Consider the following 16966-nt stretch of genomic DNA (forward strand, 5'->3'; position numbering starts at 1 on the left):
GTCGTCGAGGCCCGTATCGAGGAACTGGGCCTGCCGGTGAGGCCCGGCGTCGATTTCGAGCTGATCGACTCGCAGGACTATCCTGGCTACGCCGACCTGGCCAGCGACTACCACCAGCTGATGGGACGGCGCGGTGTACAGCCGGAGGCCGCCGAGAAGCGCGTCCGCAGCCGGGCCACCATCCTGGCCTCGCTGCTGCTGCGCCGGGGCGAGGTGGACGCCATGATCGCCGGCCCGGTGGGCACCTACCGCGAACACCTGGGTCTGGTGCTGGATGTCATCGGCCTGCGCGAGGGCGTGACCACGGCGGCCGCCCTGCAACTGCTGATCCTCGAACAGGCCACCCTCTTCATCGCCGATCCCTTCGTCAATTACGACCCCGATGCCGGTCAGATTGCCGAGATCACCCTGCTGGCCGCGGAGCAGATCCGCCGCTTCGGGATCACGCCCCGGGCCGCCCTGGTCTCCCACTCGAATTTCGGCAGTTCCGACTTCGACAGTGCCGGCAAGATGCGCCAGGCGCTAGCGCTGATCCGGGAGCGCGCGCCGGATCTGGTGGTGGATGGCGAAATGCAGGCTGACTCGGCGCTGTCCACGGGCGTGCGCGGGCGCATCCTGCCCGACTCGCTGCTCACCGGCGAGGCCAATCTGTTGATCATGCCCAACATCGATGCGGCGAACATCGCCTTTACCGCCTTGAAGGTACTGGGCAACGGGGTGTCCGTGGGCCCCATCCTGCTGGGGGCCGCCCAGCCGGTGCATGTGCTCAACCGCACGGTCACCGCACGGGGGATCGCCAACATGAGCGCCTTCGCCGTGGTCGAGGCACAGACCGATCGTTGAATAAGGCGATGCCGACCGATCCCAGGGAGACGGTCCATGGCATGGGAAAACTATAAGGACCGTCTTCCTACGCTGGGACGCCATGGCCATGGTGGTGCACGCCTCTAGGACATTGCCTCGGCGGTTGGTAGGGGTGTGGGTAACGAGGGCTCAGCTGAGCCGTTGCATGTAGTCCATGTAGCCGAAGGTCTTCACGGTGCGCACTTCGCGGTTGGCCTCGTCGATCCGGCAGATCGACGGCAGGCGGATGCCGTTGAAGGTGGTGGTCTTCACCATGGTGTAGTGGGCCATGTCGGTGAACACCAGCCGGTCGCCGACCTTGAGCGGGGCATCGAAACTGTACTCGCCGACGATGTCGCCGGCCAGGCAGGTCTGGCCCCCCAGGCGATAGGTGTGGGCCTTCTCGCCGGGCTCGCCCGCACCGAGGATCTCCGGCCGGTAGGGCATCTCCAGCACGTCCGGCATGTGCGCCGTGGCCGAGGTGTCCAAGATGGCGATGGTGCCCTCGTTTTCGACGATGTCCAGTACCGAGCAGACCAGATAGCCGGTGTTCAGCGCGATGGCCTCCCCCGGTTCCAGGTAGACGGTGAGGTGGGGGTGGCGGGCGCGGAAGTCGCGGATCACCCGCACCAGCCGCTCGACGTCGTAATCGTCGCGGGTGATATGGTGGCCGCCGCCGAAGTTTACCCATGCCATGCCCGGCAGGTGCTGGCCGAATTTCGCCTCGAAGGCCTCCAGGGTGTGCTCCAGGGCGTCGCTGTTCTGCTCGCACAGGGTGTGGAAGTGCAGCCCCTCGAGCCCCTCCAGATCCGCCGGTGTGAGGTCCGCGGCCCGGGTGCCGAGCCGCGAGCCCGGGGCGCAGGGGTCGTAGATCGCCACCTTGCCCTCGGAATACTCCGGGTTGACCCGGAGGCCGCAGGAGATCGCCCGCGGTGCCCGGGCAACCCGGTCGCGGAAGCGTCGCCACTGGGCGGGAGAGTTGAAGCTCAGGTGGTCGGCATGGCGCAGTACCTCGCTCATCTCCGCGTCACCGAAGGCCGGCGAGTAGACATGCACCTCGCCGCCGAAGGTCTCGGCGCCGAGGCGGGCCTCGTCCTGGCCACTCGCCGTGGTGCCCACCAGGTAGTGGCGGATCATCGGGAAGGTGTCCCACATGGCGAAGCCCTTCAAGGCCAGCAGGATGCGCGCGCCGCTGGCCGCCTGGACCTCCCTGAGGCGCTCCAGGTTGGCCCGCAGGCGAGCGTCGTCCACCACGTAGGCGGGCGACGGGCAGGCGTGGATATCGAAGGGGTAGCTCGGTTCTGCCATCGGTCAGGCCAGCGGGTCGGCATCGGGGTCGAGCTCGACCATCTGCCACGGCAGGCCCATGTCGCCGATGCGCGCCATGAAGGGGTCCGGGTCGAGCTGCTCGACGTTGAACACGCCTTCGCCCTTCCATAGGCCCTCGAGCATCAGTATCGCACCGGTCACCGCCGGTACGCCGGTGGTGTAGGAGATGGCCTGGGACTTGACTTCTTCATAGCACTTCTCGTGATCGCAGATGTTGTAGATGTGCACCTTGCGCCGCTTGCCATCCTTGAGGCCGTCAAGGATCACGCCGATGTTGGTCTTGCCCTTGGTGCGCGGGCCCAGCGAGGCCGGGTCGGGCAGCACCGCCTTGAGGAACTGCAGGGGGGCGATCTCGCGGCCCTCGAACTCGATCGGCTCGATGCGGGTCATGCCGACGTTCTCGAGCACCTTGAGATGGGTGAGGTACTGCTCGGAAAAGGTCATCCAGAAGCGGATGCGCTTGAGGCCCTTGATGTTCTGTGATAGGGACTCGAGCTCTTCGTGGTAGAGCAGGTAAAGGTCCTTCTCGCCGATGCCGTCGAAATCGAAGGTGCGCTTCTCGGCCAGGGGTGCGGTCTCCTTCCACTCGCCCTCTTCCCAGTAGCGGCCGTTGGCGGTGATCTCGCGGATGTTGATCTCGGGGTTGAAGTTGGTGGCGAACGGGTAGCCGTGGTCGCCGCCATTGGCATCCAGGATGTCGATGCGATGGATCTCGTCGAACAGGTTCTTCTGGCCCCAGGCGCAGTAGATGTTGGTCATGCCCGGGTCGAAGCCACAGCCCAAGGTGGCCATGTTGCCGGCGCGGGCGTAGCGCTCCTGGAAGGCCCACTGCTCCTTATACTCGAACTTGGCCTCGTCCGGGTGCTCGTAGTTGGCAGTATCCAGGTAGGGCACGCCGGTGCGCAGGCAGGCCTCCATGATGGTCAGGTCCTGGTAGGGCAGGGCCACGTGGATCAGCACGTCGGGCTGGAAGGACTCGATCAGCACGACCAGGGCCTCGACGTCGTCGGCATCCACCTCGGCCGTGTGGATGGGCCGGTCCAGCTGGGCCGCGATGGCGCGACACTTCGCCTGGTGGCGACTGGCCAGGCAGATCTCGGAGAAGACTTCCGGATGCTGGGCGCACTTGTGGGTCACGACGCCACCGACGCCGCCGGCGCCGATAATCAGGACTTTGCTCATTGGGGTTCAAATCCAGATCGGGAAAGGTTCAACAATGGCAGGGGTTTATCGGTAGCGGGAGCGCCTTCGCGTGCCCTATGCCGATGCTACCCCAGTCTCGCATACTGCCTGGGCGCTGATGATGGCGTCCACAGAGGTCGCTAGCAAGTGCTTTTCATAGGTAGCTTTCGACTAGGGTATAGGTAGGACGCCCGCTACTCTTGATGATGTCGAGATGTTCATCCGCGTCCGTGAGGCCCGATGAGCCCGAGTTCGCTTGAACCGGCTCTGCCGGCAGAAGTTTGCAGAAGAAGGGGGAGCCATGAGTGACCAACGACGTTCGGCGCCACAGGGGAAGAACAGGGAGACACCCTCGTCCGAGGAACCGCACGACATGCTGGCTGAGCAATACGCCGAGACCATCACCCGGCTAATGGCCGAGTCGACCCGGGCCTGGCAGGGCTGGCTCCAGCGGCAGGAGCGTGGCGATTTCTTCACCCTGCCCGATCCGGCTGTCGCGGCCAAGGCGCTTGCCAACCTGAACCAGCAGTTTCTGCTGCATCCGGAACGGTCCCTGAATGCCCAGCTGAAACTGCTGGAGGGCTATGGCGAACTCTGGCAGAACACGCTGCTGCGACTCTCCGGTCACGATCCGTTATCCACGGCCCGGCCCGACCCGAAAGACCGCCGCTTCAAGGCGAAAGGATGGGAGGAGAACCTGTATTTCGATGCCCTCAGGCAGGCCTACCAGTTGACCGCCGAGGAGTGGTTGAACGCGGTGCATGATGTCTCCGAGGGGGTCGACAGGGAGGAGCGGGTGAAGATCGAGTTCTATGCCCGCCAGTTGATGGACGCCCTCGCCCCCAGCAACTTTTCGATTACCAACCCGGAGGTGGTCGAAGCCACGGTCAGAACCGGCGGTGCCAACCTGCTGCGCGGCCTGGCCAACCTGATGAGCGACCTGGCGCGAGGCGAAGGCCTGTTGCGTATCCAGCAGAGCGATTCAGAGGGGCTCGAACTGGGGAAGAACATCGCGGTGACGCCAGGCAAGGTGATCTTCCAGAATGACTTGATGCAACTCATCCAATACGCGCCGGCCACCGAGGAGGTCGACCGGCGGCCCTTGCTGATCGTCCCGCCCTGGATCAACAAGTACTACATCCTGGACCTGACCCCGGAGCGTTCCTTCATCCGCTGGGCCGTCGAGCAGGGCATGACGGTATTCATTATCTCGTGGGTCAATCCGGACGAACGCTATGCTGAGGTGGCCTTCGACGACTACCTCACCGAGGGCACCCTCAAGGCCATGGACGTGGTGGCCGAAGTCACCGGCGAGGCGTCACTCAACACCATCGGCTACTGCATCGGCGGTACCCTGCTGGCTTGTACCCTGGCGCATCAGGCCGCCCGGGGGGATGATCGGGTGAGTAGTGCGACTTTCTTCACGACGCTCCTTGACTTCAGCGAGGTGGGACCGCTGGAGGTGTTCATCGACGAGGAGCAGATCCGCTTCATGGAGCAGCATATGGAGCGGCGCGGCTACCTGGAGGGCACGCATCTGGCCAATGCCTTCAACCTGCTGCAATCCAGCGATCTGATCTGGAGCTTCGTCATCAACAACTACCTCTTGGGTCGCGACCCCAAGGCCTTCGATCTGCTCTACTGGAACTCCGATTCCACCCGGATGCCGCGACGCATGCAAAGCTTCTATCTGCGCAACATGTACCTGGAGAACCGCCTTGCCGAGCCGGGAGCGATTTCGCTGGCGGGAGAAGCCATCGACCTGGGCAAGGTGCGCACGCCGGCCTTCTTCGTCGCGACAGAGAAGGATCACATCGCGCCCTGGACAGCCAGTTATCGGGGGGCCCATCTGCTGGGCAGTCGTCCCCGCTTCCTTCTGGGTGGCTCGGGCCATATCGCGGGCGTCATCAACCCGGCCAGCTCCTCGAAATATGGATACTGGTCCTATGGACACTTGCCTCGCGACCCCGACCGCTGGCTAGAATCGGCCAGCCACCATCCGGGCTCCTGGTGGCCGGAATGGCGCCGCTGGATCCAGCGCCACAATGGCGGCCAGGTGCCGGCTCGCGAACCCGGTGGGGAGCGATTCCCGCCCCTGGAGGATGCGCCGGGCTCCTATGTCCAGGTGCGTGTCGATACCGCCTCAACGCAGGACACCTGAACGCCACACCGGGCAAAAGGCGAGGAACCAACCCCGGTAGCCAGTAGGTGTCTGGTCGTCCTGGTGGGGGCTGACGACCGGGTCAGAAGGCGTAGCTGACCGTGGCCTTGACGCTACGCTCGGCGCCGAAGTAGCAGAAGTTGATGCTGCTGCAGCCGGCCACGTAGTCCTCGTCGAGCAGGTTGTTGACGTTGAGCCGTGCCGAGACGCCCTCGAGGCCCACCTCGGTCAGGTCGTAGCCGAGGGTGGCATCGACCACAGTGTAGTCGGGCACCTTCTCGGTATTGGCCTCGTCGGCGTAGATGTCGGCGTAGTAGCGCACCCCGAGCCCGGCATCCAGGCCGGCGAGCCCGTCCTGCTGGAAGGCATACTGACCCCACACCGAGGCCTGGTGGCGCGGCACCCAGTTGTCGGTGTTGCCCTCGTTGGCATCGTCGGTCTTCTCGAGGGTCACGTCGGTGTAGCTGTAGCCGGCCTGCAGGCGCAGGTTGTCGGTCAGTTGGGTATGGGCTTCCAGTTCGACGCCCCGGGACTCGATCTCGCCGGTGGCGCGGAAGAAGGTCTCGCTGGCGCGCTTGGTGGCCAGGTTCTCCTGGGTGATGTGGAACAGCGCCAGGCTGTAGCGATCCTGGGTGCCGGCCGGCTGGAACTTCAGGCCCGTCTCCACCTGCTCGCCCTGGGAAGGCTCGATCAAATCGCCATTCTGGTCGGTGGCGGAGTTGGGGCTGAAGGAGGTGGTGTAGCTGGCATAGGGTGCCAGGCCGTTGTCGAAGAGATAGAGCACCCCGGCGCGACCGCTGAACTGAGTGTCGTCCAGTTCGCTCTCGGCACCGCTGTCGCGGTCGGTGTTGGAGATATCCACCCAGTCATGGCGCCCACCCAGGTTCACTCGCCAGTTCCCCAGGGCCAGCTGGTCCTGGAGGTAGACGCCGGTCTGCTCGAGTTCCCGCTTGCGGCGGATATCCGGGAACATGGCGATGGGCTCGGCGCCGTACTCGGGATCGAAGGCGTCGATGGTAGGGAACATGCCCGAGCCCCAGACGACGTCGTTATCGAGTTGTTGGTAGTCGACGCCGGCCAGCAGGGTGTGCTCGGCGGCCCCGGTGCTGAGCCGTGCCTCGAGCTGGTTGTCCACGGTGAAGGCCTGGAGCGACTCGTCGCCGCTGGAGAAGAAGCGGTTGAGCTCGGTGTCGCTGGCCCAGCCGAAGGCGTAGACCTGTTCCAGCTCGACGTCGGCGTCCGTGTAGCGCAGCTTCTGGCGGCCGGTCAGGGTGTCGTGGAAGCGGTGCTCCAGCTCGTAGCCGACCATGTATTGGTCGCGCTCGAAGGTGTCGAAGTCCTCCTCGCCCTCGAAGAAGGTGTTGGCGATGCGACGCCCGGCGTGGTCGACCACCGTGCCTTCGAAGGGCAGGCCCGAATGATAGCCGCCTTCCGGGTCCTTGTGCAGGTAGGCGTGCAGGGTGAGGCTGGTGGCGTCGGTCATGTCCCAGGTCAGCTGGGGGGCGAAGGCGTAGCGTTCCTCCTCCACTGGGCCGAACTGGGTATCGGCGGCTCGCGCCAGGCCGGTCAGACGAAAGGCGAGGCGGCGCTCGTCGTCCAGCGGGCCGGTGAGGTCGAAGGCGGCGCTACGCTGGGCGTTGTTGCCTGCCCCCACGCGCAGTTCCCCGCCGCGCTCGAACTCCGGACGCTTGCGGGTCTGCGCCACCAGGCCGCCCGGAGAGGCCCGGCCATAGAGCACCGAGGCCGGCCCCTTGACCACCTCGATGCGTTCCAGGAAGTAGGGATCGATGACCAGCGAGCTGAAGGAGCCGCCGTCGCTCATCACCTTGAGGCCGTCGAGGAAGGTGTTGTTGACGCTGCCGTCGGTGAAGCCGCGCAGCACCAGGTAATCATAGCGGTTGGAGGCGCCGACCTGGTTGGTGTAGACACCGGGCGTGTAGGCGGCGGCGCGCTGTACGGTCTCGGCGCCCCGGGCCTCCCACTCCTCATTCTCGATGACCGAGACCGACTGCGGCGTCTCGTTGAAGGGCGTCTCGGTCTTGGTAGCCGCCTCGGCAGTGACGGTCAGGGTGGAGAGTGGCTCGGCTTCTTCGGCATGGGCGGCTAGGGCCGTGCCGGCGGCGACGAGCGACACCGCCAGCGCCAAGGGACGTGGAGTCGGCATGAAGGATTCCTGTGAGGGTGATGCTGAGTGACTTTAGGTAATGAGAATTATTCCTTTTTATGGCCGGGGCGAGGTATGCGCGATGCTCACCTGGCTATGCGAGGTGATCAGCCCGCCGGCGGGAGGGAACTCGGCGGGTAGCCGAAGTGGCGGCGGAAGGCGGTGGCGAAGTTGCTGGCGTGGCGGTAGCCCGAGAAGTGGGCGGCCTGCTGGACGCTGTAGCCCTGGCGAAGGTAGTCGTGGGCCAGGCTCAGCCGGCACTCGCGCAAGTAGTCGAACACCGAGCGGCCAAAGGCCGCCTGGAACTTGCGCCGCAGGCTGGCGGGGCTCATGGCGGCGAGTTCGGCCAAGGCGGCCAGGCGATGGTCGCCGGCGGGGGCGTCGCGCAGGGCGTCGCGGACCCGCTCCAGACGTTGGCGTTCTTGGGGCGCCAGACGCGACGCGGAGACCGGTGCCGCCGCATCGACGCGGCCGCCATGGGCCAGCAGCTGCAGGCTCAGCCCCTCGAACACCAAGCGCTGGGCGTCATCCGGCAGCGGCGTGGTCAGGGCCTGCTCGAGGCCCTGGCGTAGCGGTTCGGGTAATGGCCAGGCATGGAGATGGGAGGCGCCTGGGGCCGGCGCACTCATGCCCAGCCGGGCCAGGCAAGTCTCGTCGAGGCTCAGGGTCAGGGCGCGCAGGCGCTGGCCGGCGGGTTGGGAGGCGGCCAGGCCGTGGTGGGCCTCGAGTCGCACGCTCAAGGCCATGCCGGGGGAGAGCGTCAGCGGGCCCTCGTCGCCCAGGGCCACTTCGGCCCTTCCTTCCAGCAGGACGATGATCGACAGCGGTGAGCGTGCCCGGGAGCGCGAGTCGTAGCGGTGCAGCACCTCCACATCGGAGACGACCAACTGCATGCCGTGTCGTGGCGAGAACTCGCGCACCAGGCCGCGTACCACCGGCACCTCGGCCCGGGGCGAGAGGCCGGGGACCCGATAGTCGAGGCCGTAGCGCCGGCCATAATCTTGCAGGTCCCGGGACGTGTGCGGGCGCTCCGCATCAGCGGGCAGGCTCATCCGGCCGCCTTCACCGCCTTGCCGGCGCGCCGGCATTCCAGCGGGCAGTTGGCACAGTAGCCGAGCTCATCGATCAGGTAGCGGATGCAGCACAACCGGCGCACCCGAGCGGGCTGATCCGGCGCGGCGGGCGTAACGTAGCGCACTGGCCGGTAGAGCGGGTTGCGCCGGCCATCGGGCAGGCGGCGGCTCTCCATCAGCGCCTGGGCGGGCTCGGCCAGGCCCTTTGATGCCATGGGGTGGTCGGCCAGGGCACCGGCGAAGTACTCGAAGTAGTTGCCGGCATTGCTCCAGAATACCTTGGGCGAGGCCCCGGTGGCCGCGGCCAGGGCCTCGACCAGCGGCGTCAGGTGGCCGTCGAGCAAGGTGGCGAAGCGGGGATAGGGATCGAGCTCGGCCAGCGGACGGCCGGCGTGGCGCAGGTCGAGGCCGGTGGTCTGCCCCTCGGCGGACTGCGCCAGGTGCAACTCGTCTAACCCCAGCGGCAGGTCGCGTTCGAGCAGCAGGTTGGCGGCCAGGCCATGGGCCGCCAGGGCGCTGAAGTGCCACTTGGACCACAGCGAGGCTACCGCCCGGCGATCGCCCTGGCCGTATCGGGCGCCGAAGCGCGCGAACAGCGCGTCCAGGTAGGCCGGGTCGAGCAGCGTGCGGGCGGGCAGGGCGTCGGGGCCGGGCGCCGCCGAGACCTTGGGAGGCGCCAGGCCTTCCAGGGGCCCGATATACAGGGTCGACAGCGCTTGGGACATGGGGCCTCCACCGGGGACGTCGATCGATACCGGATGATAGATGAAATGCGAATCGTTATCAAAAAATGGTTCGGCAATGCTCGATGGCCTGGGCCACGTAGCGTCCGGCCATGCGCTCGGAGACGCCAAGGCGCCGGCCGATCTCGGCCTGGGGAAGCCCCTCCAGGCGGTGCCAGGTGAGGGCCTGGCGCTGGCGGGGCGGCAGGGCATCCAGAGCCTCGCACAGACGCATCAGGCAGAGGCGGCGCTCGGTGACCTCCTCGGGACAGGGCCGCGGACAGGCCAGGCAGAGCCCGGGGTCGTCGAGGGGCTGGCTGGCGGGGCGCGAGCGGCAGCGTCGGTGGTGGTCGATGACCAGGTTACGGGCGATGCGAAACAGGTAGGCCCGGGGCTCCTCGAGCCGAGTGGGTTCGGGGTGCTGGCCGAGGCGCAGGAAAACCTCCTGGCAGAAGTCCTCGGCCAGGTGGGGACACGGCAGCTGGTGCCGGAGATAGCCGGCGAGGTCGCCGGCATGGCGTCGGAAGAGGGTGTCGAGATTGGGGTGGGCCGTCATGAGATGCTCCGTCCTGGGAACCGGAGCGCCCCATTATTATGATAATAAGTCTCATTATCAAATTTATTGCCCGGGCCGTGGGGCCCGGGCGGGGCCGGACTAGGCCGACGCCTCCTCGGTCGCGTGATTCGCCACGGTCTCCGGGCGATAGGCGGCGATGGGGTTGACCAGGGTGCCGGCGAACTGAAGGTTCTTCGCCGGGTCGGCCAGGTCGATCATCTGCTGGTGGTTGTTGAGCTGCAACCGGTTCAGGCAGGAGCGGGTGAACTCCGGGGCGAAGAGGTCATGCCGGGCGAACTTCTCGGCGAACTCGGGATGGTCCTGCTGGTAGTCGATGACGCAGCGGGCCACCCGCTCCCAGAACAATTGCTCGCTTAGGTCGCCCTGTTCGACGAGGATCGGCGCCATGAAGCGCAGGAAGCAGTCGAAGACGTCGGTGAAGATCGACAGCACCTTGAGCGGTTCCGGTACCTCGACGGCGATTCGAGAGACGGCCTCGGGCAGCGCCACCTCGGTGTTCATGATGCCGATCTCCTCGGCGATGTCCTTCATGATGGCGCGCACCGGCACGCCGTCCTCGAGCTGTAGGATCAGGTTCTCGCCGTGGGGCATGAACACCAGGTCGTAGGCATAGAAGCAGTGCAGCAGGGGGCGGAAGTAGACCCGCAGGTAGCGGTCTAGCCAGTCGTGGGTGGCGAGCCCCGAGGCCTGGATGAGCCGCGGCAGCAGGGCGCGCTCGTCGGCGTCGACGTGGAGCAGGGCGGCCATGGTCATCAGCCGCTGGCCGTCCTGCTGGTAGCGCACCGGGCTCTCCCGCCACAGGCAGGCCAGCATCTTCTTGTAGGCGCTGTAGCGGTCGAAGGCCGGCTCGATGGCGTCGCGCCTAAAGCCGATGGCCGCCTCCTCGCGCAGCACCGTGAAGCCTTGGGCGGCAAGCTCCGGGTCGTCGTCGACCAGGGCCTTGATCCAGTCGTTGATGGCCGGGGTGGCGCGCATGTAGTGGGGCGAGAGGCCGCGCATGAAGCCCATGTTGAGGATCGACAGCGCCGTCTTCACGTAGCGCCGGCTGGGCTGGCTGACGTTGAACCAGGTGCGGATCGACTGCTGGGCGCGGTACTGGTCGTGGCCGTAGCCCAGGCAGACGATGCGGCCTCGGGCCACCTCGGCGGCGAAGGTGATGGCCAGCTTGTGGAACCACTGCCAGGGGTGGGCGGGCATCAGCAGGTAGTCCGCGGGCTCGAGGCCGCGGGCCTCGAGCCGGCGGTGGAAGTCGGCCAGCGTCGCCTCGCCCAGCTCGTCGCGCAGCAGGGCCGCGTAGTCCAGGCCCTCGATGGCGCTGAAGTGGGCGTCCTCGCGGTGCACGGCCAGCCACACCAGGGTGATGGGGGCGGCGGCCTCCGGGGCATAGGCGTGGTAGTCCACGGCGTCGAAGCCCATGCGCCCGTTGTTGGCCACGAACACCGGGTGGCCCTCGGTCATGGCGGCCTCCAGGGTCTGGAAGTCGGCGTCGACCAGACCGTCGGCGTCGGGTCGGGTGTCGGCGAGCTTGTAGGCGCCGCCGAACAGGGTGCTGGCGACCTCCTCCAGGTAGACCGGTAGCATCTCGTCGCCGATGCCCAGAGGGCGGCGGAACTCGAGGATGAAGCGCTGGGCATCGAGTTCGGCCGGGGCGCCGTCGACGCGCTTCTCCAGGGAGTCGAGGTCGATCACCCAGTGATCCAGCGCCAGGCGGCGGGCGCGGAAGCGGTACTCGGCCGCCTCGTCCGGGGCGGCCAGGCGGTAGTCGCCGTGGCCGTCGGCATTGACGGCGGTTTCGACATTCAGGCCCTCGGGGGCCAGCAGCTTCTCATGGGTGAATTCGGCGATGGCCTTGCGGATCAGCCAACGGTTGGCCCGGGCCCAGAACTTGGGGGTCAGGTGGGCGGCGGCGCGGGCCGGGTCGGCGGCCAGGGCCGGGTCCAGGCGCGGGTTCTCGGCGCTCACCGCCGAGGCGAAGGCCTCGCGGTCGCAGAAGGCCAGGTGGGCGGTCTTCTCCTCGAGCTCGACCTCGCGCTCGTAGACGAAGCCGACCCGGCGGTTGAGCGGATGGATCTTGCGGTTATTGACATCGGGCTCCACCACGATGCGCCGCGTGGTGGAGTCCTCGAACATGAAGGCAAGGATGGTGGTGATCACCTGGGCGCTGAAGCCGGGCAGCGGCGTCTCGGCCGGGGCCACCAGGAAGTGCATGCCGCGGTCGCCCTCGGCCACCGCGTAATGCTCGCCGATGGGGTCGTGGCGCGGGTCGTAGCACTCCACCAGAAAGGCCGGCTCGCCGTCGAAGAGCCCCAGGTAGCCCTGGGCGTGGTCGCTCTCCTGGAGGTCGCGGTAGAAGGCCTGGACGCGCTCGGGGGAGTGGCCCTGCATGCCCCAGAAATGGGCCCGGGGTGCTGCGACCCAGGCGTGGATCCGCGCCAGGTCCTCGGGCAGGTGCAGCGGGCGCAGGCTGAAGGTGCCGAGCTCCTGGGCGTGGCGGCGGTAGGTGATGCGGGTGGTCGGGATCGGTTGGAAGAGGTTCATGGTCAGGTCCTTGCAGAAAGGGGTTCGTTAGGCCGCGCCGGGGTCGCCTCGGACCGGGCGAGCAGCAGGCGATGGGCCAGGGCGCAGAGCACGAAGCCCAGTGCGGCGACGAGGAAGGGGCTGGCCAGGCCTTGGGCGTCGACCAGGTGGCCGGCGCCCCAGGAGGCGATAAGCACGCCGAGCCCCTGGAAGACGTGGATCTTGCTGAAGTCGCTGGCGTAGCGCTCCGGGGTGCTGAGCTGGAAGAGGCGCACCTCCAGGCGCACGGTGACGCGGAACAGTGCCCAGCCGAAAAGCAGGCGGCCGGCCAGGATGGCGGTGATCTCGCCGCTGGCCTGCAGCAGCAGGCCGGTGAGGCCGATGGCCAGGGGCAGGACGATGGCCTGGCCGCCCGGGCGGCGGCCCAGCAAGTCGAGGGCCAGCAGGGCCACGGCCACGCCGCCGGGAATGGCGAAGACCGCCCCGGCCAGCACCTCGCCGGGTAGGCCCGAGGCCAGCTCCCAGTATTGGACGAAGAAGGGCCGGGCCAGGTAGGCGCTGAAGGTGAACAGCAGCATCACCACGCCCAGGCGCAGGATGGCGGTGCTGGTGCCCGGGGCTGGCGGGGTGGCGGGGGCGGCGTGGGGCGCTCGGCCGCGCTTGAGCAGCAGCAGGCAGACCGCCACCTGCAGGGCGTCGCTGACCGCCATCACCCGGAACACCTGGGCCGCCTGCCAGTGCTCCAGCACCAGGCCACCGATCACGGCGCCGAGGATGCCGCCGGCATGCACCACCACCGAGAGCGTGCCGATCAGGGTGGCGTGGCGGTCCTGGGGCGCGAAGTGCATCAGGTAGGGGTAGACCAGCAGGTAGCTGGCCTTGGCCACCAGCATGGCCAGCGACAGACCCCAGAACCACGGCAGCGAGGTGACCACCGCGCAGGACAGGCTCAGGCACCCCGCCACCACCTGGGTGCCGATCAGCAGGCGCAGGGTGCCGACCCGGCGCGCCAGGCGCGCCCAGGCGGGCAGCGCCAGCATCACCACCAGGCAGCTCATCGCCAGGTAGGCCCCGACGTGGGAGGGATCACTCACGCCGAAGCGCTCGGCGAAGAACTGCGGGTAGAAGGGCAGCAGCATGGCGTCGCTGACCACCGCCACGGCAGTCACGGCCACCAGCCAGGGGGTCGGGCTCATGCGGGCTCCGCGTCCATGGGTTCGAAGACGGCCGCGCTGGGGGCGCCGAAGCGCTGGTAGGCGATGCGCTCCTCGATGGGGTAGATCTCCTTGCCGGTCAAGGCGCGGATGATGCAGGCGTTGCGATAGGGGCCCATGCCGAGATCCGGCGCCACAAGGCTGTGGGTATGCAGCTCGGCGTTCTGCACGAAGATCTCGCCGCGTCCGCCGTCGATGTCGTAGAAGCGGCCCACGGCGAAGCGTCCGGCGTCGTCGAAGGCGATCCGCGAGGTGATGGGCGCCAGGAAGTCCGGCATGTGGTAGCGGTAGCCGGTGGCCATGATCAGCGCCGGGGTGCGGTGGCGGAAGTGACGCTGCTGCTCGGTGTGCCACAGGGTCAGGTCGTACTCGCCGCGCGCGGCGTCGAAGCGGCAGGTCTCGAGGCGGGTGTTGGTGAGCAGCTCAGAGCGCACCTCGCCGCCGAGCTCCTTGGCGTAACGCAGGTCGTAGATGGCGTCGATCAGCTCCAGGTTGATGCCCTTATAGAGGCTCTTCTGGCGCTGCATCAGCGCGTTGCGGGTGGCTTCGGGCAGGGCGTGGAAGTAGTCGATGTAGTCCGGGGAGGTCATCTCCAGGGTCAGCTTGCCGTACTCCAGCGGGAAGAAGCGCGGCGAGCGGGTGATCCAGTCGAGCCGGTAGCCGAAGCGGTCGATGTCGGCGAGTAGGTCGTGGTAGATCTCGGCGGCGCTCTGGCCGCTGCCGACCAGGGTGATGGCCGCCTGGCGCTGCAGCGCGGCCTTGTGCTCCAGGTACTCGCTGGAGTGCAGCGGCCGCGGGTCCACGTCGCGGCAGCCCTCCGGCAGGTAGGGGCTGGTGCCGGTGCCGAGCACCAGGTGTCGGGCCAGGTGGACCCGGCTCTCGCCGCTTGTGGTATCGCGGCAGCTCACCCGGTAGACGCCCGTGGCCTCATCGAAGTCGACCCGGGTCACCTCGGTGCCGAAGCGGAGGGTGTCGAGCTGTTCCACGGCCCACTGGCAGTAGCGGTTGTACTCGTTACGCAGCAGGAAGAAATTCTCGCGGATGTAGAAGTTGTAGAGCCGGCCCTGCTGCTTCAGGTAGTTGAGCACGCTGAAGCGGCTGGTGGGGTCGGCCATGGTGACCAGGTCGGCCAGGAAAGGCGTTTGCAGGGTGGCGTCCTCCAGCAGCATGCCGGGGTGCCAGTCGAAGCCGTCGCGGCGCTCGAGGAAGAGGCCGTCGAGCTCCTCGATGGGGTTGGTCAGGCAGGCCAGCCCCAGGTTGAAGGGGCCGAGGCCGATGCCGATAAAGTCGTGAACGTGTGGAGGCATGGTCGTGTCTCGCAGGAATTCAGGAAGCGGCGGCGCGGGCCGGGGACTGCCCCCAGGCGCGGCCGTGGTGGACGATGCGCTCGACGATGGCGGTGAGATCCTCGAGCCGGGTGTCAGGGTTGAGCAGGGTGAACTTGAGATAACGCTTCCCGTCGACCCGGGTGGCGGCGATTACCGCCTCGCCGCTGCGTGACAGCGCCGCGCGCACGTAGGCGTTGAGCTCGTCGAGCTCGGCCTCACTGAGGCCCGCCGGGTGGTAGCGGAATACCAGGGTGCTCATGGGTGGGTCGAGCAGCACCTCGAACTCCGGGTGGCGGGTCAGTTCGGCGTGGGCCTCGCCGGCCAGATCGATGACCCGCTCGAACATCTCGCCCAGGGCGTCGGCGCCCATGATGCGCAGGGTCAGCCACAGCTTGAGGGCGTCGAAGCGCTTGGTGGTCTGCAGGCTCTTGTTAACCTGGTCCGGGGTGCCGGCCTCGGCCTGGCACAGCGGGTTGAGGTAGTCGGCGTGGTAGGTGACGTGGCGCAGGTCGCGGCGCCGCCGGACCAGGAAGGCGCTGCAGCTCACCGGCTGGAAGAAGGTCTTGTGGTAGTCGACGGTCACCGAGTCGGCGTGCTCGATGCCGGCCAGGCGGTGCCGATAGCGCCGCGAGCACAAAAGGCCCCCGCCGTAGGCGGCGTCCACGTGTAGCCAGATGCCGTGCGCCCGGCACAGTGCGGCGATCTCCTCGAGGGGGTCGATGCTGCCGAAGTCGGTGGTGCCGGCGGTGGCCACCACGGCGATGGGGATCAGATCCCTCGCCAGGCACTCCTCCAGACGCGCCTTGAGGGCCGCGGGATCCATGCGGTAGTGATCGTCGCAGGCTACCGGCATCACCGCCTGGTAGCCGAGCCCGAGGATCGCCGCTGACTTCTGCAGGCTGAAGTGGCTGATCTCGGAGCCGAGAATGCGCAGCCGGCGGTAGTCCGCGGGCAGGCCTTCGTGCTTATTGCCGCCGTGATCCACCAGGGAGGCGCCATGGTGGTCCCGGGCGATCATCAGCGCCATCAGGTTCGACTGGGTGCCGCCGCTGGTGAAGACGCCGTCGGCGTCCCGGCCCAGGCCGATGCGGCTGGCCGTCCAGTCGATCAGCGACTGCTCGATGAAGGTGCCGCCGGCGCTCTGGTCGAAGGTGTCGAGCGAGGAGTTGATCGGTGAAAGGATCGCCTCGGCGAGGATGCCGGGCAGCACGATGGGGCAGTTGAGGTGCGCCACGTAGCGGGGATGGTGGAAGTAGACGGCGTCATCCAGGTAGACCCGCTCCAGTTCCTCCAGGGCCGGGCGCAACTCGCCGAGGGGCGCATCCAGGTCGATGGTCCCGAAGAGCCCCTTGAGGTCTTCGGGACTCGCGCCGGTGAAAGGGCGGTCCACGCCGCCCACCTTGCGCCGTACCAGGTCGATACAGCGCGTCGCTTGCTGCCAGTAGGCCTCGGCATGACGGGCATTGAACAGCTGGTCGGTCGCCAAGGGGGCGGAGAGGGTACCCAGGGCGGCGCCCCTTTCCTCGAGCCGTGATGATGTCATGGTGTCACCTTGTTCGTTCGTCGCCGCCGGTGTGGCTGCGGCATCTCGGGGAGGCCGTGCCTGCCCGGGTTCCGGGAGCACGACGGGATCCGATAATAATGCGAATCCTTATCATTTATTGCTGTGGCCCGAGGGATAACGACGGCGGGGGTGAGTTCTGAACCGCAGAGGACGATTTTTTTGGTTCATGGCACGTTGCCGGGCAAGGCGGCGCGGACCTTCAGGAAGAAATACGCCGTGTCGTGATACCCGTAGGCCATCCGTTTAGATAGGGGGCCCGCCTGCTCGCAAGGTGCACCAGGGCACGGGGGAG

The 16966-nt window shown here is 67.3% G+C and carries 12 protein-coding genes; 2 read left to right on the top strand and 10 right to left on the bottom strand.

Translation table 11 applies throughout. The annotated features are described in order from the left end of the window. On the top strand, window positions 1-843 hold an 843-nt coding region (locus FHR94_RS14970), incomplete at its 5' end, for a phosphate acyltransferase (protein ID WP_281376040.1). Between the two features lie 150 nt (window positions 844-993). Here FHR94_RS14970 and nspC read toward each other — a convergent pair. Both nspC and FHR94_RS14980 read right to left on the bottom strand, forming a co-directional pair. Beyond that, window positions 994-2151: a carboxynorspermidine decarboxylase gene (gene nspC / locus FHR94_RS14975; protein ID WP_183326720.1), complete on the bottom strand. Its 1158-nt coding sequence runs from the start codon at window positions 2149-2151 to the stop codon at window positions 994-996. A gap of 3 nt (window positions 2152-2154) precedes the next feature. Then, window positions 2155-3354, bottom strand: a complete 1200-nt coding sequence (locus tag FHR94_RS14980; protein WP_183326722.1) for a saccharopine dehydrogenase family protein — start codon at window positions 3352-3354, stop codon at window positions 2155-2157. Between the two features lie 373 nt (window positions 3355-3727). On the opposite strand from FHR94_RS14980, the gene FHR94_RS14985 reads away from it, so the two are divergent. Further along, window positions 3728-5515, top strand: a complete 1788-nt coding sequence (locus FHR94_RS14985; protein WP_221188501.1) for a PHA/PHB synthase family protein — start codon at window positions 3728-3730, stop codon at window positions 5513-5515. 82 nt (window positions 5516-5597) lie between these two features. Here FHR94_RS14985 and FHR94_RS14990 read toward each other — a convergent pair whose 3' ends face one another. The 8 genes from FHR94_RS14990 to FHR94_RS15025 all read right to left on the bottom strand — a co-directional run bounded on the left by FHR94_RS14990 (window position 5598) and on the right by FHR94_RS15025 (window position 16653). Then, entirely contained in the window at window positions 5598-7679 is a 2082-nt protein-coding gene (locus tag FHR94_RS14990) for a TonB-dependent siderophore receptor (protein ID WP_183326726.1), read from the bottom strand. A gap of 107 nt (window positions 7680-7786) precedes the next feature. Then, window positions 7787-8731 (bottom strand): helix-turn-helix transcriptional regulator, encoded by a 945-nt coding sequence (locus FHR94_RS14995; RefSeq protein ID WP_183326728.1) that lies wholly within the window; start codon window positions 8729-8731, stop codon window positions 7787-7789. Then, a complete protein-coding gene (gene fhuF / locus FHR94_RS15000; RefSeq protein WP_183326730.1) occupies window positions 8728-9477 on the bottom strand; it encodes a siderophore-iron reductase FhuF in 750 nt (249 codons plus the stop codon). The genes FHR94_RS14995 and fhuF overlap by 4 nt, the downstream gene beginning before the upstream one ends. Before the next feature lie 58 nt (window positions 9478-9535). Further along, complete coding sequence (locus FHR94_RS15005; protein WP_183326732.1) at window positions 9536-10030, bottom strand: RNA polymerase sigma factor; 495 nt, start codon at window positions 10028-10030, stop codon at window positions 9536-9538. Between the two features lie 99 nt (window positions 10031-10129). Next, a complete protein-coding gene (locus FHR94_RS15010) occupies window positions 10130-12589 on the bottom strand; it encodes a GNAT family N-acetyltransferase (protein ID WP_183326734.1) in 2460 nt (819 codons plus the stop codon). Between the two features lie 2 nt (window positions 12590-12591). Next, window positions 12592-13764 (bottom strand): MFS transporter, encoded by a 1173-nt coding sequence (locus tag FHR94_RS15015; protein WP_183326736.1) that lies wholly within the window; start codon window positions 13762-13764, stop codon window positions 12592-12594. Further along, window positions 13761-15089 carry a lysine N(6)-hydroxylase/L-ornithine N(5)-oxygenase family protein gene (locus FHR94_RS15020; protein WP_183326738.1) on the bottom strand — a complete coding sequence of 443 codons (1329 nt, stop codon included), beginning with the start codon at window positions 15087-15089 and terminating at the stop codon, window positions 13761-13763. The genes FHR94_RS15015 and FHR94_RS15020 overlap by 4 nt, the downstream gene beginning before the upstream one ends. A gap of 19 nt (window positions 15090-15108) precedes the next feature. Beyond that, the gene (locus tag FHR94_RS15025) at window positions 15109-16653 is read right to left on the bottom strand and encodes a pyridoxal phosphate-dependent decarboxylase family protein (protein ID WP_183326740.1); all 1545 of its coding nucleotides are present in this window, start codon (window positions 16651-16653) and stop codon (window positions 15109-15111) included. Between the last annotated feature and the right edge of the window lie 313 nt (window positions 16654-16966).

It is taken from the genome of Halomonas cerina (genome assembly GCF_014192215.1).
GTDB lineage: Bacteria > Pseudomonadota > Gammaproteobacteria > Pseudomonadales > Halomonadaceae > Halomonas > Halomonas cerina.